Origin of the sequence: Vibrio sp. La 4.2.2 (assembly GCF_027586995.1) — a bacterium.
Taxonomy (GTDB): Bacteria; Pseudomonadota; Gammaproteobacteria; order Enterobacterales; family Vibrionaceae; genus Vibrio; species Vibrio mediterranei.
On record NZ_JAPPTJ010000002.1, the window covers coordinates 306,416 to 324,196 of the forward strand.

A 17,781-nucleotide genomic window follows, 5' to 3' on the forward strand; every position below is an offset into this window, starting at 1 on the left:
ATCTGATCCAAGTCGCCAATTGCAGGTTGAGTTATCATCCTCAAACTCTACGCCCCAGTATCTAAGCCTTTAAAATCTGTAAGATCAAAGTGAGCACTGTGTTGCATAATATGGTGCTAAGACTTCCCAGTATGTGATAGTGCTTCAAACGCTCTGTTATTTTATCCGATACAAAAACTTAACATGCATTGTTCACATTTTGTTGAGCATCACTTTTCATAGCATAGAGGGTGAACTAACCGATTTACCCTCAATAATAAAAGGTTGAAAAGTGGACGATAATAAACCGAAGATGACAGTGGTAGCTAAAACGCTTATACCACTGATTTCAATTGTATTACTCGCAGGATGCAATACGAATAGTGAGTCTGGAACAGAGGCTGGTGGCAATAGTGGCGATGTGGATGGCTTGTATAAGGCTGGCGAGAATGAAGTCGTCATCTATTACAAACGTGACTCAGCGGCTCAATCTGGTGACCCGTACGGTGGTTGGGGGTTACACCTATGGAACGGCGAAGGTTGTGAAAGTACTGACCTAGAAGCAATGAATATTGGTGATAGTGGCACGAGCTGGGATGCTCCATATGGTTATACAGGGGTCAGCTCTACTTATGGCGCTTATTATGTTTTGAAAGTGGACCCAGATGCATCAGACCCTCATGAATGTATGAACTTTATACTTCACAAAGGAGATGAGAAAGCCTTTGGGAGTGGAAATCACAAGGTTCAACTACGTCAACTTGATGACAGCAAGGGATTATTTGGTTTCCATGGCAGTAGCCAAATTTATTACGTCCCTACTGTAGAGAGACCTGTTGCGATCGATGGGCGCGCCGCTCATTGGTTAGATGGCACCACAATTGGTTGGGAGGCTGCCTCGACAGCAGATACAGTGGTTTTGTTCTACAGCGAAGACGGCAGCATCACAATGAATGATGATAGGTCTATTCGTGGACAAGATGGACACGTTGAACTCACCATTTCTGGTGAGCTGCCTGAGGAACTCAAAGCTCGTTATAAGCACCTAGCGAGCTTGACTGCCCTCAACATTGATGTGAATGCGGAGACACGACATACACTTTTAAAAAAACAACTTGTGATAGTCGCATATAACAAGAGCAAAGAAATTATTACCGCCACTGAGCTTCAAACAGCCGGGGTTCTTGACTCTGTGTTTGCCTCAAAAGATGGGGGTAATGCAATAGCTCAAACACTCGGTGCTATTGTTGAAGGAAACGATGTGACGTTTAAACTCTGGGCACCAACGGCAATGTCAGTGTCGGTAGAAGTTTATAATGAAGATAAGACCCTAGATAGTGTATATCCAATGACTGAAGATGCAGATACTGGCATATGGTCCTCGGATGGCGTAAGTGGAGCGCTGAACCAGTTCTATCGTTACGACGTTAAGGTGTACCATCCTACGACGGGTAAAGTGGAGCAGCGATTGGTAACCGACCCATATTCACTTAGCGTGTCTGCAAATTCTCTATATTCTCAAGTTGTAGATCTCGATGATACGTTATTAATGCCTGAAGGTTGGAATGACGAAGCCTATTCTCGTCCTCAATTATCTAAAGCTGAGGATCATGTCCTTTACGAATCTCACATACGTGATTTTAGCTTCAGTGATTCTAGAGGGACGGAAGCATTGAATGGTAAGTATTTAGCACTAACCGAAGATACTCGAGAGTCAGTAACACATCTGAAGTCATTGCAACAAGCGGGCTTAACAACGTTGCATGTATTACCTGTGTTTGATATTGCTACGGTTGATGAGGTCAATAGAGTTGATATTACCGATACGGTCGGTGAACTATGTGCTCTTAATGCTAAAGCTGCGGTTTGTTCTACAGCAGATAGTGGGCAGGTCATTGAAGATTTATTGCAAAACTATGACCCGGCGAGTGCGAATGCGCAGTCTTTGATGAATGACCTACGAATGTATGACAGTTTTAACTGGGGCTATGATCCATTCCATTACACAGTTCCTGAAGGTAGTTACGCTACCGATGCTGAAGGTTCACTAAGAATCAAAGAGTTCCGCCAAATGGTAAAAGCGACTCATGATATGGGACTTAAGTTCGTCATGGATGTCGTATATAACCACACCAATGCCTCTGGCGTAAATGATAAGTCAGTGTTGGATAAAATTGTTCCTGGGTATTATCACAGGCTCAACGCCAATTCCGGAGGCGTAGAAAACTCGACCTGTTGCGACAATACTGCGACGGAAAACTTGATGATGGGTAAGCTAATGGTTGATTCACTATTAGTTTGGGCTGGTGACTACAAAGTCGATGGTTTCCGTTTTGACCTTATGGGGCACCAACCAAAAGACTTGATGGTTTATGCGTTAGAGAAAGTGAAAGCGATTGATCCCGATACCATTTTCTATGGTGAAGGTTGGGATTTTGGTGAAGTTTCTAATCATGCTCGATTCGAGCAAGCCACACAGCTAGCTATGGCTGGTACTGAAATTGGTACGTTTTCTGATCGATTGCGTGACGCAGTACGTGGTGGTAGTCCTTTTGATGGCGGCGTTAACAGCGATGGCCGCCATGCACTAAGGTTTAATCAAGGGTTTGGTAATGCGGCTTATCCTAATGAAGAGGTAATCGAATCAGTTGAAACAACAAACGATAGACTTCACAACCAAGATATCGTCCGTTTAGGTATGGCGGGCAATTTAGCTGACTATGTTCTCTTGGATTACACTGGTGAGACTAAACGCGGCAAAGATGTGGATTATAATGGCGCCCCGGCAGGCTATACTAAGTTCCCATCGGAGAATATCTCTTACGTCTCGAAGCATGATAACCAAACACTTTGGGACAACAACGCCTACAAGATTGCGACAGGGATAGATTCGGCGAAGCGAGCTAGAATGCAGACTGTATCGCTTTCAACCGTAATGTTGGGGCAGGGTATTCCATTTATTCACATGGGCTCAGAGCTATTGCGATCTAAGTCGATGCAGCGAGATTCCTATGACTCAGGTGATTGGTATAATCGCGTTCGCTTCGATGGTTCAGACAACAACTGGAATGTTGGTTTACCTCGAGAAGACAAAGATGGTGCTAACTGGGATTTGATCAGAAAAATCATAGCCGATCCTAGTGTCAAACCGTCTCAAACGGACATTGAACTAACCAAACAACAATTCTTAGAGTTACTTAAAATTAGAAGTAGTAGTGAGCTGTTCCGCTTAGATAGTGCTGAGGAGGTCATGAAACGAGTCGATTTCCGCAACGTTGGTCAGGGTCAAACACAAGGTTTAATTGTCATGACGATTGATGATGGAACCAGTGCGGGTGCTGATCTTGATTCTGCATATGATGCGGTGGTGGTTGTGGTTAACTCGACGGCTGTTACTAAAGAGTTCAAGATTGAAGGAGCTAGCGGTTTTGAACTACATCCGGTTCAAAAATCGTCTTATGATAGTGAAGTGAAAACAGCCTCATTTAGTAATGAAATCTTCTCTGTACCAGCATTGACAACCGCTGTCTTTGTACTTCCTCAAGGTGAGAGCCAGGGTGTAGGCTTGCCGATAGACAACAGTAATAAAGATGTATCTAGTATCGCACCATTCGGAAGTACTGAACTCTACTTACGTGGATCGATCACGACATGGGATGCCCCTGCGGAAAATTCCAATGCCAAGTTTAGCTATATTGCCAATAATATTTACCAGTTAGATATAGAAGTGCAAACGGGAAGTTTTAATATGAAGGTCGCCGATGCATCTTGGAACGCAGAGACAAACTTTGGTGGCGAAGTGAGTGTTACTTTGGGTGAGGCAAGCACTCTTACTGCAGGTAGCAATGATAATGTCACTATAAATATTGCTGAAGAGGGAAACTATCGTTTCAAGTTGGATGCAACAAATAAAGCCAATCCAACGCTGACTGTAACCAAACTTTGATATTTTTTAGAGTGATCAAATAAGGCAGCATTCGCTGCCTTATTTATTCGTCTTTAATCAACAACGACTGCAGTGCCACTCGCCGACACCATTAACATGCCGTTGCCAGTCCCTAGTACTTCATAGTCAAGGTCGACACCCACAACAGCATTCGCGCCAGCATCGGCGGCTTTTTGTTCTAATTCTTTTAGTGCGATTTCACGCGCACGTTGTAGCTCTCTCTCATAGGTGCCCGAGCGTCCGCCTACAATATCTCGCAGGCCAGCAAACATGTCTTTAAAGACATTGGCACCTAAGATCGCTTCGCCGGCGATCACGCCTTTGTAAGCAATTATACGCTTTCCTTCAACGGTTTGAGTAGTGGTGACAATCATGAATAGACTCCTATTGGGGATAAACCATTTCTGATTAACAACATAGCAGGTTGCGATAACATGGGAAATGACAGAAGTGTCGTAATTATGTATTCAACGATTCCAATCTTGGTAGAGACGAAAAAGGGAAAGCAAATGCTTTCCCTAATGTAGCGATGACTTTACTACTTTTTAATAGGCGTGTAGCCATATTCTTGGATGAGGGATTGTCCCTCATTAGATAGCACGAAAGAAATGAATTTATCCGCGTCATCATCAATGTCATCTTTCTTGTGTAGCAAAAGGAAAGGACGTGCGAGCTTGTATTTCCCTTCGGAGATATTCTTGGTGGTTGCTTCCACACCTTCAAATTTAATAGCCTTAACTGAACGGTCGACAGAACCTTCAGAAATGTAACCTACGGCGTGTGGGTTGTTGTTAACAATGGTCTTTACCATACTGTTGCTATTTACAACGAGGTTCGTTGGATTGATATCAGAGACTAGTCTGTCATTGATGATTTGGGTCAAGCCCAACAGACTTTCGAAACTTGAACGCGTGCCTGAAGAGGCCTCACGTGTCACAACTGCAATCTTCTGATCTGGGCCACCAACTTGCTTCCAGTTATTAATTTTTCCTTTATAGATGTCAAACAACTGTTCTCGAGTGAGGTCTTGAACCGGGTTTGCCAGGTTGACCACAATAGCTAGACCATCGTAAGCAATAGGAAAAACGTCTAGACTTTCACTGCTTTCACGTTCTGTAAGATAACGGCTGCTCATACCGATATCCGCCGCCCCTTTTTCTACTAGGGTGATACCTGCTGTACTACCGATTCCTTGAACGGCTATGAACGTGTCGCTGTGTGACGTGTTGTATTGTTCTGCCAAGACATCCATAACACGAGCAACAGATGTAGAACCAGAAATATTGACTTCTTGTGCTGCTACAGTGTTTACAGCGGAGAAGGAGAGTAGAGCGGCTAAAGCGACGCGAAGCATAGAGAAACTCCAATTAAAGTGAGAATTTGCCACATCATATTTCGTTTGTGTGACACTTTTGTGAAGTGGAGTTGCATAGCCAATAAATTAGAGGATAAAAATGGTTACTGTGTGGCGTCGAACGCTAACAAATTATCCAAAAAGCAGTTATATTAAACACATAGTCAGCCAAAAGGTGGGGTATATGACACTTATCGAAATGTCACAATGTCGCCTAGAAAGATGTGCCGAAATTGTTTGCAGCAACCGTAACAAGAGCATGCCTGTTGAATTGGGTAAATCCTTGTTTGAAATGGTTGAGCATGGCGTCTTGTTTTCTAAAGCTCATTATCTATTGGACTCAAGCTCTTCCAGTTACACCAGTGTCGTCGTTAAAGTCCTATTCGATTCCAATACCAGAGAATGGTCGATTTTCGTTCCCGATGAAGATGAAGGGGACAACTGGATGCCGTATCCATTTCTGGGTAAAAGTACGGACCTTACCGCGGTGATGAGGGAGATTGAGAAAGATCCTAAAGCGTACTTTTGGTGACGCATGAACGACAAAACATCATTCATATTAAAAAGGGAGCCCGATGGCTCCCTTTTTGTGTTATCTAGCGAGATGCTATTGGCTATTTAGCCGTTTCATCGCTTTGCTCTGTTGATGCATCTTTAGGTGCATCAGCAAATACTTCAACAGGCTTAGCGATTAGGCTACGTGTTTCTTGATTCACATCGTTCAGTGTTACTTTAAACGTGTCCCCTAGACGATATACGACTTCTTTATCAATAGAAACCGTGCCGTTCTCGTTGTTTCCTTCAATGCGCTCTTTGTTGTCAACGATGAGTGGGTTTGGAATAAACACAGAAGCGCCATTTTCTAGCAAACGGGCACGGATACCGGCGCGATTGATATCAAAGATTTCTGCGGTGAACTGTGTTTGTTTCTTAGGTTCGTCAGCAAGTGTACGAGCATATAACCAATCACCTACAGTACGCTCAGCAATCTTATGGTGTTTACGATGTAGAGCAAGCTCTTCACCTAAAGCATCATCTGGCTGTTGTGATGGTTCAGAGCCAAGAATGTAGGCTTTCAACAGACGATGGTTGACCATATCGCCATATTTACGAATAGGAGATGTCCACGTCGCGTACACGTCCAAGCCCATTGCATAATGAGCATCTGGCTGGTTGCTGATTTCACTGTACGCTTGGTACTTGCGAATCCGGTTATCTAGGTAGCTTGAATCTAAACCACCAAGATTACGGCGGAGTTGAGCAAATCCCTCAAGAGTTGACAGGCTTTCTTCAGTATAAAGGTTGTCTTCTTTACCTTGGTTGACCAGCTCTACAACATCTTTCAGCTTGTCCGCTTTAAAGCCAAGATGAGTATTGAAAACGCCATAGCCGTACGCTTTACTCAGAACACGGCCAGCACAAATGTTGGCGGTAATCATGGACTCTTCTACCAAGCGGTTGGCTACACGGCGCATATCTGCGTGGATAGCCACGACGTCATTGTCTTCACTAAGCTCAAAGCGATAGTCTGGACGGTCAGGGAACACAACGGCGTGTGTCTCGCGCCATTGCGCGCGAGCATTGGCAAACTCATTTAGTTCAGTAACTACTTGAGCGATCTCTTCACTTGGTTGCCATTTGTCACATGTTCCGGTTTCTAACCAATCAGACACATTGTCGTAAGCCAGACGTGCATGAGATTTTATGTTGGCAGCAAAGAATTGAATATCATCTTGAATTATGCCGTCAGCACTTACTGTGACTTTGCAACAAATCGCTGGACGTACTTCATTCTCAATTAACGAACAGAGATCGTCCGCTAAATCGCGAGGTAGCATTGGGATATTACGTCCCGGAAGGTAGATAGTGAAGCCGCGCTCTCTGGCGACTTTATCCATATCGTCTTCTGGTGTGATATAAGCGGTTGGATCAGCAATAGCAATGGTGAGTTCAAAACTGCCATTGTCATTTTTCTTTGCATAAAGTGCATCGTCCATGTCTTTTGTTGATTCGCCATCGATAGTGACAAATGGAACGTCTGTTAGGTCGATACGCTCTAAATCGGAATGATCGTTAATTTCCCAGTTTTCAAGGCCGGCTGGTTCAGTCTTTGGTAAATCGTTTTGAGCCAATGTTACCCACCAAGGTGCGATTTTGTCATTGGTGTCTGTGATCTTTTCCGTGATTTCAACAAAGAAACCGCCATCATCTTTTAATGGGTGACGAATTATGTGTGCTACGACCCAGTCACCGTCATTTAGATCATCTGACTTAATGCCTTTCTTAGTTTTGGCTTTAAGTGTGAGCTTTTTAAGAGTAGGGCTATCAGGAACAACGTTAAGTTTCCCTTTGATAAGTTTGACTCGGCCAATGAATCGCGTGACAGCCTGTTCGATAAGTTCTTGTGGTTCCGCTACTTCTCGGTCTTTTTCAGTACGGATAATTGCAACAACTTTATCTCCATGCATACATTTCTTCATGTATGGAGGTGGAATAAAGAAACTGTTTTTCGCGTCAACTTCTAGGAAGCCAAACCCTTTCTCAGTTGCTTTAATCGTCCCTTCTTTTTTTGGAAGGGTTTCTTGGATTTGTTGCTTAAGTTGTGCAAGTAACGGATTGTCTTGGAACATGTATCTACTTCTTAACGATGAAAGTGCCGACACTATACCCAAATGCCCGGAATATGCCTAGCCGAAATAAGTCAGGAAAGGCTAGGTTTTAAGCGTATTAGATGTAAATTTGATGACGCTTTATACAGAATTTTGTCATCGAGAAGAAAATTGTGATGTATTTCAATTTTTTCTGGCTTTTTTTGTGCTTTTAGGGAATAATCCGCCTCCTTGTTTACGTCCCTAGCGGCTTGATGCGATTTGCTACTTATCCGCATCTGAATGGAATCAGCTCTTTAAGGTTTGCTTTAGAAGCAATCTGGATCAGTTTGGAATTGGTAGAGCTCGTGGGACCTTAGTTAATAATTGATAAATGGGATCCCAATGCAAGATTCTTCAATTCAGTTTAGCGATTTAGCGCTGAACGACTCAATCCTTTCTGCTCTTGACGGAATGGGTTTCGTATCTCCAACTCCTATCCAAGCTGCGGCAATTCCGCACTTGCTAGCAGGCAAAGATGCGCTAGGTAAAGCTCAAACTGGTACTGGTAAAACGGCTGCATTCTCTCTTCCACTACTTAACAAGCTAAATCTTGACCAACGTAAACCACAAGCTGTGGTTCTTGCGCCGACTCGTGAACTTGCTATCCAAGTTGCAGCGGAAATGAAAAACCTTGGTCAAAACATCAATGGTTTAAAAGTTTTAGAGATCTACGGTGGTGCATCTATCGTTGATCAAATGCGTGCACTTAAAAACGGTGCTCACATTGTTGTTGGTACTCCTGGTCGTGTTCAAGACCTAATCAACCGTGACCGTTTACACCTAGACGAAGTACACACGTTCGTTCTTGATGAAGCAGACGAAATGCTTAACATGGGCTTTGTTGATGACGTAACAGAGATCATGGAGCACGCTCCAGAAACAGCACAGCGCGTATTATTCTCTGCGACTATGCCTCCAATGCTTAAGAAGATCGTTGATCGTTTCTTGCGTGAGCCAGAGTACGTTGACGTAGCTGGTAAAAACCACACGGTAGACAAAGTAGAGCAGCAGTTCTGGGTTGTTAAAGGTGTAGAGAAAGACGAAGCAATGGCACGTCTTCTTGAAACTGAAGAAACAGACGCGTCAATCGTATTCGTACGTACTCGCCAAGATACTGAGCGTCTAGCTGACTGGCTATCTGCACGTGGCTTTAAAGCGGCAGCATTACACGGTGATATTCCTCAATCTTTGCGTGAGCGCACTGTTGACCACATCAAACAAGGTGTTATCGACATCCTAGTAGCGACTGACGTTGTTGCACGTGGCCTTGACGTACCGCGTATTACACACGTATTTAACTACGACATCCCGTTTGATGTTGAGTCATACATCCACCGTATCGGTCGTACTGGTCGTGCTGGACGTAAAGGTAAGGCGATTCTTCTAGTTCGCACTAACCAAATCCGTATGCTTCGTACTATCGAGCGAGTGACTAAGTCATCAATGGAAGAAATCCAACTTCCTCTACGTGACAAAGTTGCAGAAGCTCGTCTAGTTAAACTAGGTGCAGAGCTTGAGCAAGAGAAAGAGCATAAGTCTCTAGACAAATTCGCTGAGCTTGTAGAGAAACTACAAGAAAGCCTAGAAATCGATGCAGCAACATTGGCAGCGATTCTACTTAAGCGTCAACAAGGCAAACGCCCTCTATTCTACATTGGTGAAGATCCAATGATCGCGGCTATCGAGCGTGATAAGCAACGTCGTAAAGAGCGCCGTGAGGGTGGTCGTGACGGAGGCCGTGATGGTCGTCGTAGCTTCAACACTGCCGATTGGGATACATACCAACTGCAAGTAGGTCGTGAGCAAGGCGTTCAAGTTAAAGACATCGTAGGTGCACTTGCGAATGAGCTTGGCCTAACTAAAGGTTCTATTGGTGCAATTAAGCTAGATCGTGAGTCAACTTACGTTCAGCTTCCAAAGCAAATGACCTCTGATGTTGCTGGTAAACTTCGTAAACTACGTATTCGCCAAAAAGAAGCGGGTGCGGTAGTGGTAGACTTCACTGATTTCCGTGAGCCTCGTGGTCGTCGTGATGGTGGTCGTCGTGACGGTAACCGTGATGGCAACCGTGGTGGTTACCGTGGCAACCGTGAGGGTGGTGGTTATCGTGGCAACCGCGATGGCAACCGTGAAGGTGGTCGTGGTCGTGATGGCGAGCGTCGTTTTGACCGTAACCGTGGTGGTGACCATCGTGGCAGTCACCGTGGCGAGCGCAGTTTCTCACGCAATCGTCGTGATGAAGCATAATATCGCTTCTATTCAAAAATAGTTGAAAGCCGGGCTCATGCCCGGCTTTTTTGTATGACGAATATGCAACTGGTGCAAACCTGCCCTATAATCAAGGGATATAACCGATTAAATTCAAGATGTGAATTAAATCGGACCTTGATCATTATCAATAAATATCATTTTGATACAGTTGTTTGTATAAAAGAAAGTTGAAAGATTCAAAAAATATTGAATAATACAAACAAATATTAGGAAGTCGTCTTCCATCAATGCTCAAAACAGGATATCCCCCCATGTCTAATTCGTTTGTTCTCGTGATTAACTCTGGTAGTTCATCTCTGAAATTCGCTGTAATCGACTCAGCAAGTGGTGAAGCAGTTCTGTCTGGTCTTGGAGAGTGCTTTGGCCTTCCTGAATCTCGTATGAGCTGGAAATTTAATGGTGAAAAAACTGAAATCGCTATCGAAGGCGACGACAGTCACCACAAAATTGCAATCAGCAAGCTTGTGGGTTTAACAGATGAACTTGGCCTACAAGAGAACATCGTTGCTGTAGGTCACCGCATTGTTCACGGTGGTGAGAAATTCACTAAGACTGTACGCATCAACGAAGAAGTAACAGCGGAAATTGAAAAGCTTGCGGATCTTGCTCCACTACATAACCCAGCAGGCGCTATCGGTATCCGAGCAGCGATGGAAGCATTTCCTTCTCTTCCTCAGTTTGCAGTATTTGACACAGCGTTCCACCAAACAATGCCTGAGCGTGCATACACTGGTGCTATTGCTAATGAACTATACACCGACTACGGCATCCGTCGTTACGGCTTCCACGGTACTAGCCACTATTTTGTGAGCCGCGAAGCAGCGAAGATGATCAATAAACCTATTGAAGAGTCTAGCTTCATTTCAGTCCACCTTGGCAACGGTGCTTCTGTATGTGCTATCAACAATGGTGATTCAGTCGATACTTCAATGGGTTTCACGCCATTATCAGGGCTAATGATGGGTACTCGTTGTGGCGACCTAGACCCAGGTATTATTGAATACCTTTTGAAAAAGGGTTGGTCACAGGACAAAGTATTTAACGCACTTAACAAAGAGTCTGGCTTCCTAGGTGTTTCTGGACTAACGAGCGACGCACGTGGCATCTTAGAAGCGATGGAAGAAGGTCATGAAGGTGCTAAACTAGCATTCCAAGTGTTTACTTACCGCGTCTCGAAATACATTGCATCTTACCTAGCAGCTTTAGATTCGTTTGATGGCATCATCTTCACAGGTGGTATTGGTGAAAACTCTATGCCAATCCGTAGCGAGATCTTAAACAACCTAAAACTTCTTGGCTTTAAAGAAGATGTGAAAGGCAACGAAGATGCTCGCTTCGGAAACGCTGGCATCATCGGTAAATCTGAGATGCTAGGTGCTGTAGCAATGGTTATTCCGACGAATGAAGAGTTTGTGATTGCACAGCAGTCGGTAGAACTGCTGTAACCAGAATAGAAAATGAATAGTTCAAAGCGAGCCTAGTGCTCGCTTTTTTAGTTCTAGCTAGCTATTCGTAAAATGGTGAGCGCAAAGACAACACACTTTATGTATCTTGCTGTACCGCTTTGTCTGCTGCTCTTAACCCCATCTGATATCCCGCTTCAAGCTTGTCTTTATTCGTTGTTAGCCGTCCCACAGAAAAACTATCTTCGGGAGTAATAACGTGAATATTGCAGTCGGGTGGAGGGTTGTTAATAAACTCCATCGTTTTGTTATATTGATCTGCGCGGTTGATCATAGCTTCTGCCAGTAGAGGAGTGTTTTTCATAAATCGACGCAGTAGCCAAGGTGCTTTAGGTGGTCGTTTGACATAGCCTTGCTTTTGCGACAGAACCACTGTGATGACCTTAGCGCCTCTTTTGTACGCCTCAATCACGGGAATTGAATCACCAACTCCTCCATCAATCATCTTTCTTCCATCGATATCTATAGGCGTTCGGTAGGCGACAGGCACAGAGCATGATGCCTTTAGAATCATTTCTAAATTACTTTGTGATCCTAACGTGTATACAGGAGCTCCTGTGTTAATGTCGGTTGTAACAATGTGGAAAGGAATAGGCTGCTCGTTAAATGCTTGCATATCATAGGGATAATGTATCGCAATATGATCCCATAACCAGTCGAGATCTAGCCAGTGACCACCCTTAGCAAAGTTATGGAAGTTAATAAATTCTGGACGACACGAGTAGTCAGCAATGATGGTGTAGGTTCGTCCTCGTTGATTGGATAACCACGAGGCTATATTAGTCGCCCCTGCAGAAACTCCAATACAAAAATCAAAAGGATTATAATTATGGTCGATAAAGCCATCTAAAACCCCAGCGGCAAAGATGCCTCGCATAGCGCCGCCTTCGACGACTAAGGCATGTTTCGTTTTCTGTAACATGAAAAATTGATTCCTTTAGAGTTTTACAGGCGTTTCCATTTGACCCGTTGACCTTGCTATTACGGCGTTAAACACTGAATGTACGAGTGGTCTGATGTGTAATTGATTTAAGATAAAATACCAAACTCCGTCGAGCTTCTCTATACGAAAGCGCTTTATAAATACCATCTTCCTTTGCGCTTATCTTGACTAAGCAATCCACCTAACTACGCTTATGATAATTAACAATAAAGATACACGCTAAATAAATCAGATAGATAAGTGGAGCCATTATGTCAATTGCCTCTATTGCAAACAATGTCAGTGAACTCATCGGTGACACCGATCTGGTCAGAATTAATAGCCTTTCAGAGATATCAGGTTGTAGCATCCTTCTCAAGTGCGAACAACAGAACCCAGGTGGTTCAATAAAAGATAGAGCCGCGCTTCAGTTGGTGACCGATGCCATTGACGCGGGAAAACTAAAACCTGGTATGACTATAGTAGAAGGGACCGCAGGAAATACCGGCATCGGGCTCGCACTAGTGGCTAAGGCACTTGGTTACAAGATGTTGGTCGTGATGCCAAAAGGGCAGGCGAAAGAAAAAGAACGAATGATTTCCCTCTATGGCGCAGAACTGTTGCTAGTCGACCCTTGCCCATTTGCAAACCCTGAACACTTTTACCACACTGCCAAGAGGATAGGTGAGGAGCATGAAGATTACTGGTGGGCTGATCAGTTTGAGAACCTAAGCAATTACCGAGCGCACTATTTAAACACGGGCCCCGAAATCTGGCGACAAACCGAAGGCAATATAGACGCATTAGTGTCTGTAGTAGGGACAGGTGGTACAATTGCCGGAAACTCTCACTACCTCTCGCAGCAACAGCCAAATCTGAAAACGTGGCTGGTCGACCCTGATGGCTCAGGTATTCATTCTTTTCTGCAAAACGGAGAATACCAATCTACAGGGAGTTCGTTTACCGAAGGGATAGGCATTATGAGAACGGTAGATAACTTCAGGCAGGCGAAAATCAACCACGCAATCACTTTGCCTGATCAGGATTTAGTAGCTATCTCTCGTTTGGTAGCGGAACATGACGGTATTGTTCTTGGCAGCAGTTCTTCACTGAACGTTGCGGGAGCGCTGTACACTGCTGCGAGAATGGGCAAAGGAAAAACAATTGTTACTTTTAGTTGTGACTTGGCGGATCGTTCCTACTCAAAGTTGTACAACGAGGATTTTCTAAAAGAGAGAGGGATAAGTCTCAAGACTGAAACTCTTGAGGAGATATGGGCACGTTACCAAGCTGATGATGATAGCAGAGTTGTTGATGTCTCTTGATGTATTAAAATGAAAAAAGCGAGTCTACGACTCGCTTTATATCTCTTAATTAACTTCTATTCTAACACTGAATTAGCGTCAGAAATTGCACTACTTCCGGTGGCTAAAAAGCTAACAACTTCCGATTGCATCTCTGCGTGATACGCTAAATCACTCAGGTTATCGGTGTCTTGGACCGAAATGAAGGTAGAGTGTTTACCAATATCACGAAAACGTACAAATGGAGAAGTACTACTACCACTCCCTTTCGCACTATCGAACACTTCTAAGCTAAATTTTGTAGCAAGAGGTTCAGTACCAGCCATTGGTGATGACGTGACATATTTGGCACTGAGAACGTTATTAGGCACTGTGCCATCATCCTTCACTTGCGCCATATAAACAGGTGTTCCATCTGCAATCAACGTGTCTGCGTTGGTATAAGGGTCAGCGGTATCTACTACGGTTTGAGTTGCGTAGATAAACTGTAAGTTTTCTGCCAGTAGAGCAGGTAAGTTACTGCTTGATGTACTCTCAAAGTCTGTTAAACATTGCGCTTCTGATATTCCGCTACAATTAGCACTCGCATAAGAACCGTAACCGGTACTACCTTCAAGTGCAATATTGTGTGTGATGTACGGGCCGTAGAATCCAGAGCCAAAGAGTAAATTCGCAATTTGGCCTCCTGAGTTGACGAAAGCTGCTCTGGAAAAACCAAACATAGAATCGGCAGTGTTACCCATTTTGGCGTTAGCTTGCGCTACGGCTGGGACTCCCAAAACACCACCTAATGAGTGTCCTAAGAAACTAGGTTGTGTTGTAGTGGTGTTTGGCAAAGTAGCTAAGGGAGTTGATGCCAATGCACCAGCTGCTTGATTTGCTGAGATAGCATATCGTAATGTCATCAAGTCCAACATGGACTGACGAATATTATCTCTGGCGACTGGTAAGACACTCAGATTCATATACGCTAACACGCTTACGTTGGCTGAACGTTGGGCGTCAAGACTACGCTCACCATGTATGGGAGCATCAATGGCAATTAACGCTAAACCTGCATCAGTAAAGTTCTTGGCAAAAGCATAAGCGTTCTCTTTAGCCGAAGTAATACCGTGTTGGTAAATCACTAAACCAGAAATACTACCTGATGTCGGAGTGAACAGTAAAAAGTTGACGTCCGGTAACGACTTTACAGCTGGGACTGGTGCGTAACGAGTGATAATACGCTCTTCGTCATACCGTGAACCATCCAACTTAGTAAAAGTAGTGCCCATTAGTTTGGGTAGTTGCGATGCTGGATCGGATTCAAAAGCACTAGGATCAATCCCCTTGGCAACTAACTGTGTCACAAAGTTAGCCTTTTCATCGTCGTCACTAATGATACTGTTAATCACGGCTAAACTGGGTGAGCCTGATTCAAACGGTTGGCTGTTCCAGTTCGCATCTGTTTCTAGGTAGTAAGGCAGTTTGACAGACCCCTTTGTGACGGTAACAGTGCCCGCATTAGCATAAACACCAATGAGCTTGTTACGTGCATCTTCGGTATTGATGTAACTGATAAAATTGCTATCACTGGCGAGAGCTTGTGCATAGTCTTCTGGCACTCCAAACGTCATTTGACCCAAACTATCAATCGCTACATTGTTGGGGTTCGCCACTCCTTTCCAAATATCACTTGGCGAGTACTCAGGCAGCAGAGTAGCCGCGATCATAGACTTAGTCGCAAACAAAGTTTGTCCAACAGATTGAGTAGAAAACCAAGTGGAATAGACAATATTAGTGGTGTTTACTGTGTTTGAAGTACCGGCAGCTATGAGTTGTTCAGTCCCTTGAACCACTTTTTGTGCACTTGCTAATGTGCCTTCGGTGTAGGTTTTTGAGCTTGATTTCAAGGCAGCATAACCTTGAGATGTACCGACCGCTTCACCATTAATATCAAGGAGCTTATCGTTTACTGCGATGATATATTCACTCGATGGCTCTAGGGCTTTGAGTAAAGCAATGACGAGGCTATTACCTGTAGTGCTTAGAACAAAGTCTGTACCATAAGTTAGTACGCTTTCCGGCGCTGGTGATGCGGATGTCAAACCTTCAGTTAGCTTAATGATAGTTACAGACGAAGGATCTGGTGATAGCGTTAGTGGGGCACCAAATTTAACAGAAATAGGCGAAGTAGTAGACCATCCATCCATCTGGCCCATCGCTGCTATCGGGTTTGATAGTGAATCATCTCCGCCGGTTGGTAATTCTAATGTTCCATCAGTTTGGTTCATTAACGCAAATGTAGGAAACGGCACGTCTGCATTGCTGCCTTGTAATGTAAAGGCTAATTTGGTTGGTTGTGCAAGTGACTGTTGAATGTAAGGCTCATAGTTTGGTGTCGTTGGAGTACCAACTAGTTCACCTTCATCTCCGCAAGCAGAGATGAGTAGTGAAGCTGAAATGGTTAGCGCTAGTGGTAGCTTTTTCATCGTTATTCTCCCGGCATTAATCGAACTGATAGTTAAACTGAATCGCGCTTATATAAGCGGCGGATTTACCAGTGAATACGAGTTCTTCATCTAGCTTATTCTTTTCAGTAAATGACCCGGATTTAGCATCGATGTAGGTAAAACCTGCATCCAATGTCATCTTGTCATTGATACGATAAGTCAAACCAGCTGAGTACCAGTAACGGTCTGAGTCCGGAATACTCAACGTCGCTTTTCCGGCCTGTTCGTCGTAAGCAAAACCAGCGCGTAGAGTCCAATTTGAATTTAAGAAGTGAGTAAACCCGAGTGAATAGCGGTTACTGTCTTTGTAGTCTTCTTCTTTATAAAAACACACTCCAGGGGGAGTACCCCCAGTGCATGTTGATGATGTGGCTTTAAGTTCTGTAAAGTCACTCCATTCAGTGCGTTGAATGCCATAATGAACTGCCCAGCGGCTAGCGAACTTGTGATAGCCGGAGATTTCCCAAATGGCAGGAAGTGTGACATCTAAGTCGGCTTTGGTCGCTGCTGGGGTAGAGATCCCCGTGTCATAGCTGGAGAAATCACCATCTTTAAATGCTAGGTCAATCGCGCTTCGATAAGAAAAACCAAATCGGTTGTTTTCATTAATTTCGTACAGAGCACCGAGGTTCCAACCAAATGCATAAGTGGTACCTTCCATGGAGATAAGTTTATCACTTGGAGAACCACCGAAGACCGCATCCGCTAAGATCCCTTTGTGACGATTCAACTTGGCGTGGGCGTAGACGGCATTTACCCCAGCTCCAATGGAGAACGAATCGTTGATACGATAGGCGACATTAGGATTCAATGATACTGAGACTAAAGATGTGTCGCCAGCAAGGTCGCCTGAATAACTCGCATCTGGATAATCTGTTGCCACCCCGTAGGTACTAAACAGTCCGATTCCCCATGCCCACTGGTCATTAATAGGAGAAATATAATAAGCACCGGGAACGACTTGCATCGGTGCGACATCTTTCATTTCCTGGTTGTTAGTCGTATCGGTGATGTTAATATCAGGGTCGACGACGGAAATGGCGCCAGAAAATTGTGCCGTACTAAACAAGGTCATAGCTGCGGGGTTACGAGCAAGTACCGACGCATTGTCAGCAACTGCACCTTCTCCAGAAAATGCTCGGCCCAAGCCTGAAGCAGAGTGTTCGTTTACCTGAAATCCTGCGGCTAAGACAGCAGGTGTTATTCCCCAGACAAGAGGGATTAGGAGAGCTTTTTGTTTCATATCTTTGTGTCCTTTCGGAAAAGCTAGAAAATCCATTTTTATAGTTGTATTTGTATATAAGTCTCATCAGACCAGTTGTTAACTATATGTAAATCAAGTGTTAAATCAAGTGAAATTTGATTAACTTGTGTACAAGGTTGGATCGTTATAGTTAGA

General features: G+C 44.1%; 11 protein-coding genes. 5 read left to right on the top strand and 6 right to left on the bottom strand.

Annotated features, from left to right (window positions below; translation table 11 throughout):
* The first annotated feature begins 292 nt into the window (after positions 1–292).
* Positions 293–3,925, top strand: a complete 3,633-nt coding sequence (pulA, locus tag OH456_RS04620; protein WP_270033069.1) for a pullulanase-type alpha-1,6-glucosidase — start codon at positions 293–295, stop codon at positions 3,923–3,925.
* Between the two features lie 53 nt (positions 3,926–3,978).
* On the opposite strand, the gene OH456_RS04625 is transcribed toward pulA, so the two are convergent.
* On the bottom strand, positions 3,979–4,299 hold the full coding sequence (locus OH456_RS04625; RefSeq protein WP_270032900.1) for a heavy metal-binding domain-containing protein: 321 nt from the start codon (positions 4,297–4,299) through the stop codon (positions 3,979–3,981).
* A 164-nt stretch (positions 4,300–4,463) separates the two neighbouring features.
* Entirely contained in the window at positions 4,464–5,279 is an 816-nt protein-coding gene (locus OH456_RS04630) for a phosphate ABC transporter substrate-binding protein (RefSeq protein ID WP_006069661.1), read from the bottom strand.
* A gap of 184 nt (positions 5,280–5,463) precedes the next feature.
* Between OH456_RS04630 and OH456_RS04635 the strand changes: the two genes are divergently transcribed.
* Positions 5,464–5,811 carry a DUF3024 domain-containing protein gene (locus OH456_RS04635; protein WP_006069662.1) on the top strand — a complete coding sequence of 116 codons (348 nt, stop codon included), beginning with the start codon at positions 5,464–5,466 and terminating at the stop codon, positions 5,809–5,811.
* An 82-nt stretch (positions 5,812–5,893) separates the two neighbouring features.
* On the opposite strand, the gene rnb is transcribed toward OH456_RS04635, so the two are convergent.
* Complete coding sequence (gene rnb / locus OH456_RS04640) at positions 5,894–7,909, bottom strand: exoribonuclease II (protein ID WP_270032902.1); 2,016 nt, start codon at positions 7,907–7,909, stop codon at positions 5,894–5,896.
* Positions 7,910–8,272: 363 nt separating this feature from the next.
* Between rnb and OH456_RS04645 the strand changes: the two genes are divergently transcribed.
* Both OH456_RS04645 and OH456_RS04650 read left to right on the top strand, forming a co-directional pair.
* Entirely contained in the window at positions 8,273–10,177 is a 1,905-nt protein-coding gene (locus OH456_RS04645) for a DEAD/DEAH box helicase (protein WP_006071603.1), read from the top strand.
* A 275-nt stretch (positions 10,178–10,452) separates the two neighbouring features.
* Complete coding sequence (locus OH456_RS04650) at positions 10,453–11,646, top strand: acetate/propionate family kinase (protein ID WP_031494342.1); 1,194 nt, start codon at positions 10,453–10,455, stop codon at positions 11,644–11,646.
* A 97-nt stretch (positions 11,647–11,743) separates the two neighbouring features.
* On the opposite strand, the gene OH456_RS04655 is transcribed toward OH456_RS04650, so the two are convergent.
* Entirely contained in the window at positions 11,744–12,586 is an 843-nt protein-coding gene (locus tag OH456_RS04655) for a patatin-like phospholipase family protein (RefSeq protein WP_270032903.1), read from the bottom strand.
* 272 nt (positions 12,587–12,858) lie between these two features.
* Between OH456_RS04655 and OH456_RS04660 the strand changes: the two genes are divergently transcribed.
* Entirely contained in the window at positions 12,859–13,911 is a 1,053-nt protein-coding gene (locus OH456_RS04660; protein ID WP_270032904.1) for a cysteine synthase A, read from the top strand.
* A gap of 56 nt (positions 13,912–13,967) precedes the next feature.
* On the opposite strand, the gene OH456_RS04665 is transcribed toward OH456_RS04660, so the two are convergent.
* Both OH456_RS04665 and OH456_RS04670 read right to left on the bottom strand, forming a co-directional pair.
* Positions 13,968–16,361, bottom strand: coding sequence for a VolA/Pla-1 family phospholipase (locus tag OH456_RS04665; protein WP_270032905.1), 2,394 nt, complete (start codon positions 16,359–16,361; stop codon positions 13,968–13,970).
* Positions 16,362–16,377: 16 nt separating this feature from the next.
* Positions 16,378–17,625 (bottom strand): outer membrane protein transport protein, encoded by a 1,248-nt coding sequence (locus tag OH456_RS04670; protein ID WP_006071698.1) that lies wholly within the window; start codon positions 17,623–17,625, stop codon positions 16,378–16,380.
* Positions 17,626–17,781 lie beyond the last annotated feature (156 nt).

Bases quoted from the DNA above. Each gene is read 5' to 3' on its own strand.
- pulA (WP_270033069.1), top strand. From the start codon at position 293: ATGACAGTGGTAGCTAAAACGCTTATACCACTGATTTCAATTGTATTA.
- OH456_RS04625 (WP_270032900.1), bottom strand. From the start codon at position 4,299: ATGATTGTCACCACTACTCAAACCGTTGAAGGAAAGCGTATAATTGCT.
- OH456_RS04630 (WP_006069661.1), bottom strand. From the start codon at position 5,279: ATGCTTCGCGTCGCTTTAGCCGCTCTACTCTCCTTCTCCGCTGTAAAC.
- OH456_RS04635 (WP_006069662.1), top strand. From the start codon at position 5,464: ATGACACTTATCGAAATGTCACAATGTCGCCTAGAAAGATGTGCCGAA.
- rnb (WP_270032902.1), bottom strand. From the start codon at position 7,909: ATGTTCCAAGACAATCCGTTACTTGCACAACTTAAGCAACAAATCCAA.
- OH456_RS04645 (WP_006071603.1), top strand. From the start codon at position 8,273: ATGCAAGATTCTTCAATTCAGTTTAGCGATTTAGCGCTGAACGACTCA.
- OH456_RS04650 (WP_031494342.1), top strand. From the start codon at position 10,453: ATGTCTAATTCGTTTGTTCTCGTGATTAACTCTGGTAGTTCATCTCTG.
- OH456_RS04655 (WP_270032903.1), bottom strand. From the start codon at position 12,586: ATGTTACAGAAAACGAAACATGCCTTAGTCGTCGAAGGCGGCGCTATG.
- OH456_RS04660 (WP_270032904.1), top strand. From the start codon at position 12,859: ATGTCAATTGCCTCTATTGCAAACAATGTCAGTGAACTCATCGGTGAC.
- OH456_RS04665 (WP_270032905.1), bottom strand. From the start codon at position 16,361: ATGAAAAAGCTACCACTAGCGCTAACCATTTCAGCTTCACTACTCATC.
- OH456_RS04670 (WP_006071698.1), bottom strand. From the start codon at position 17,625: ATGAAACAAAAAGCTCTCCTAATCCCTCTTGTCTGGGGAATAACACCT.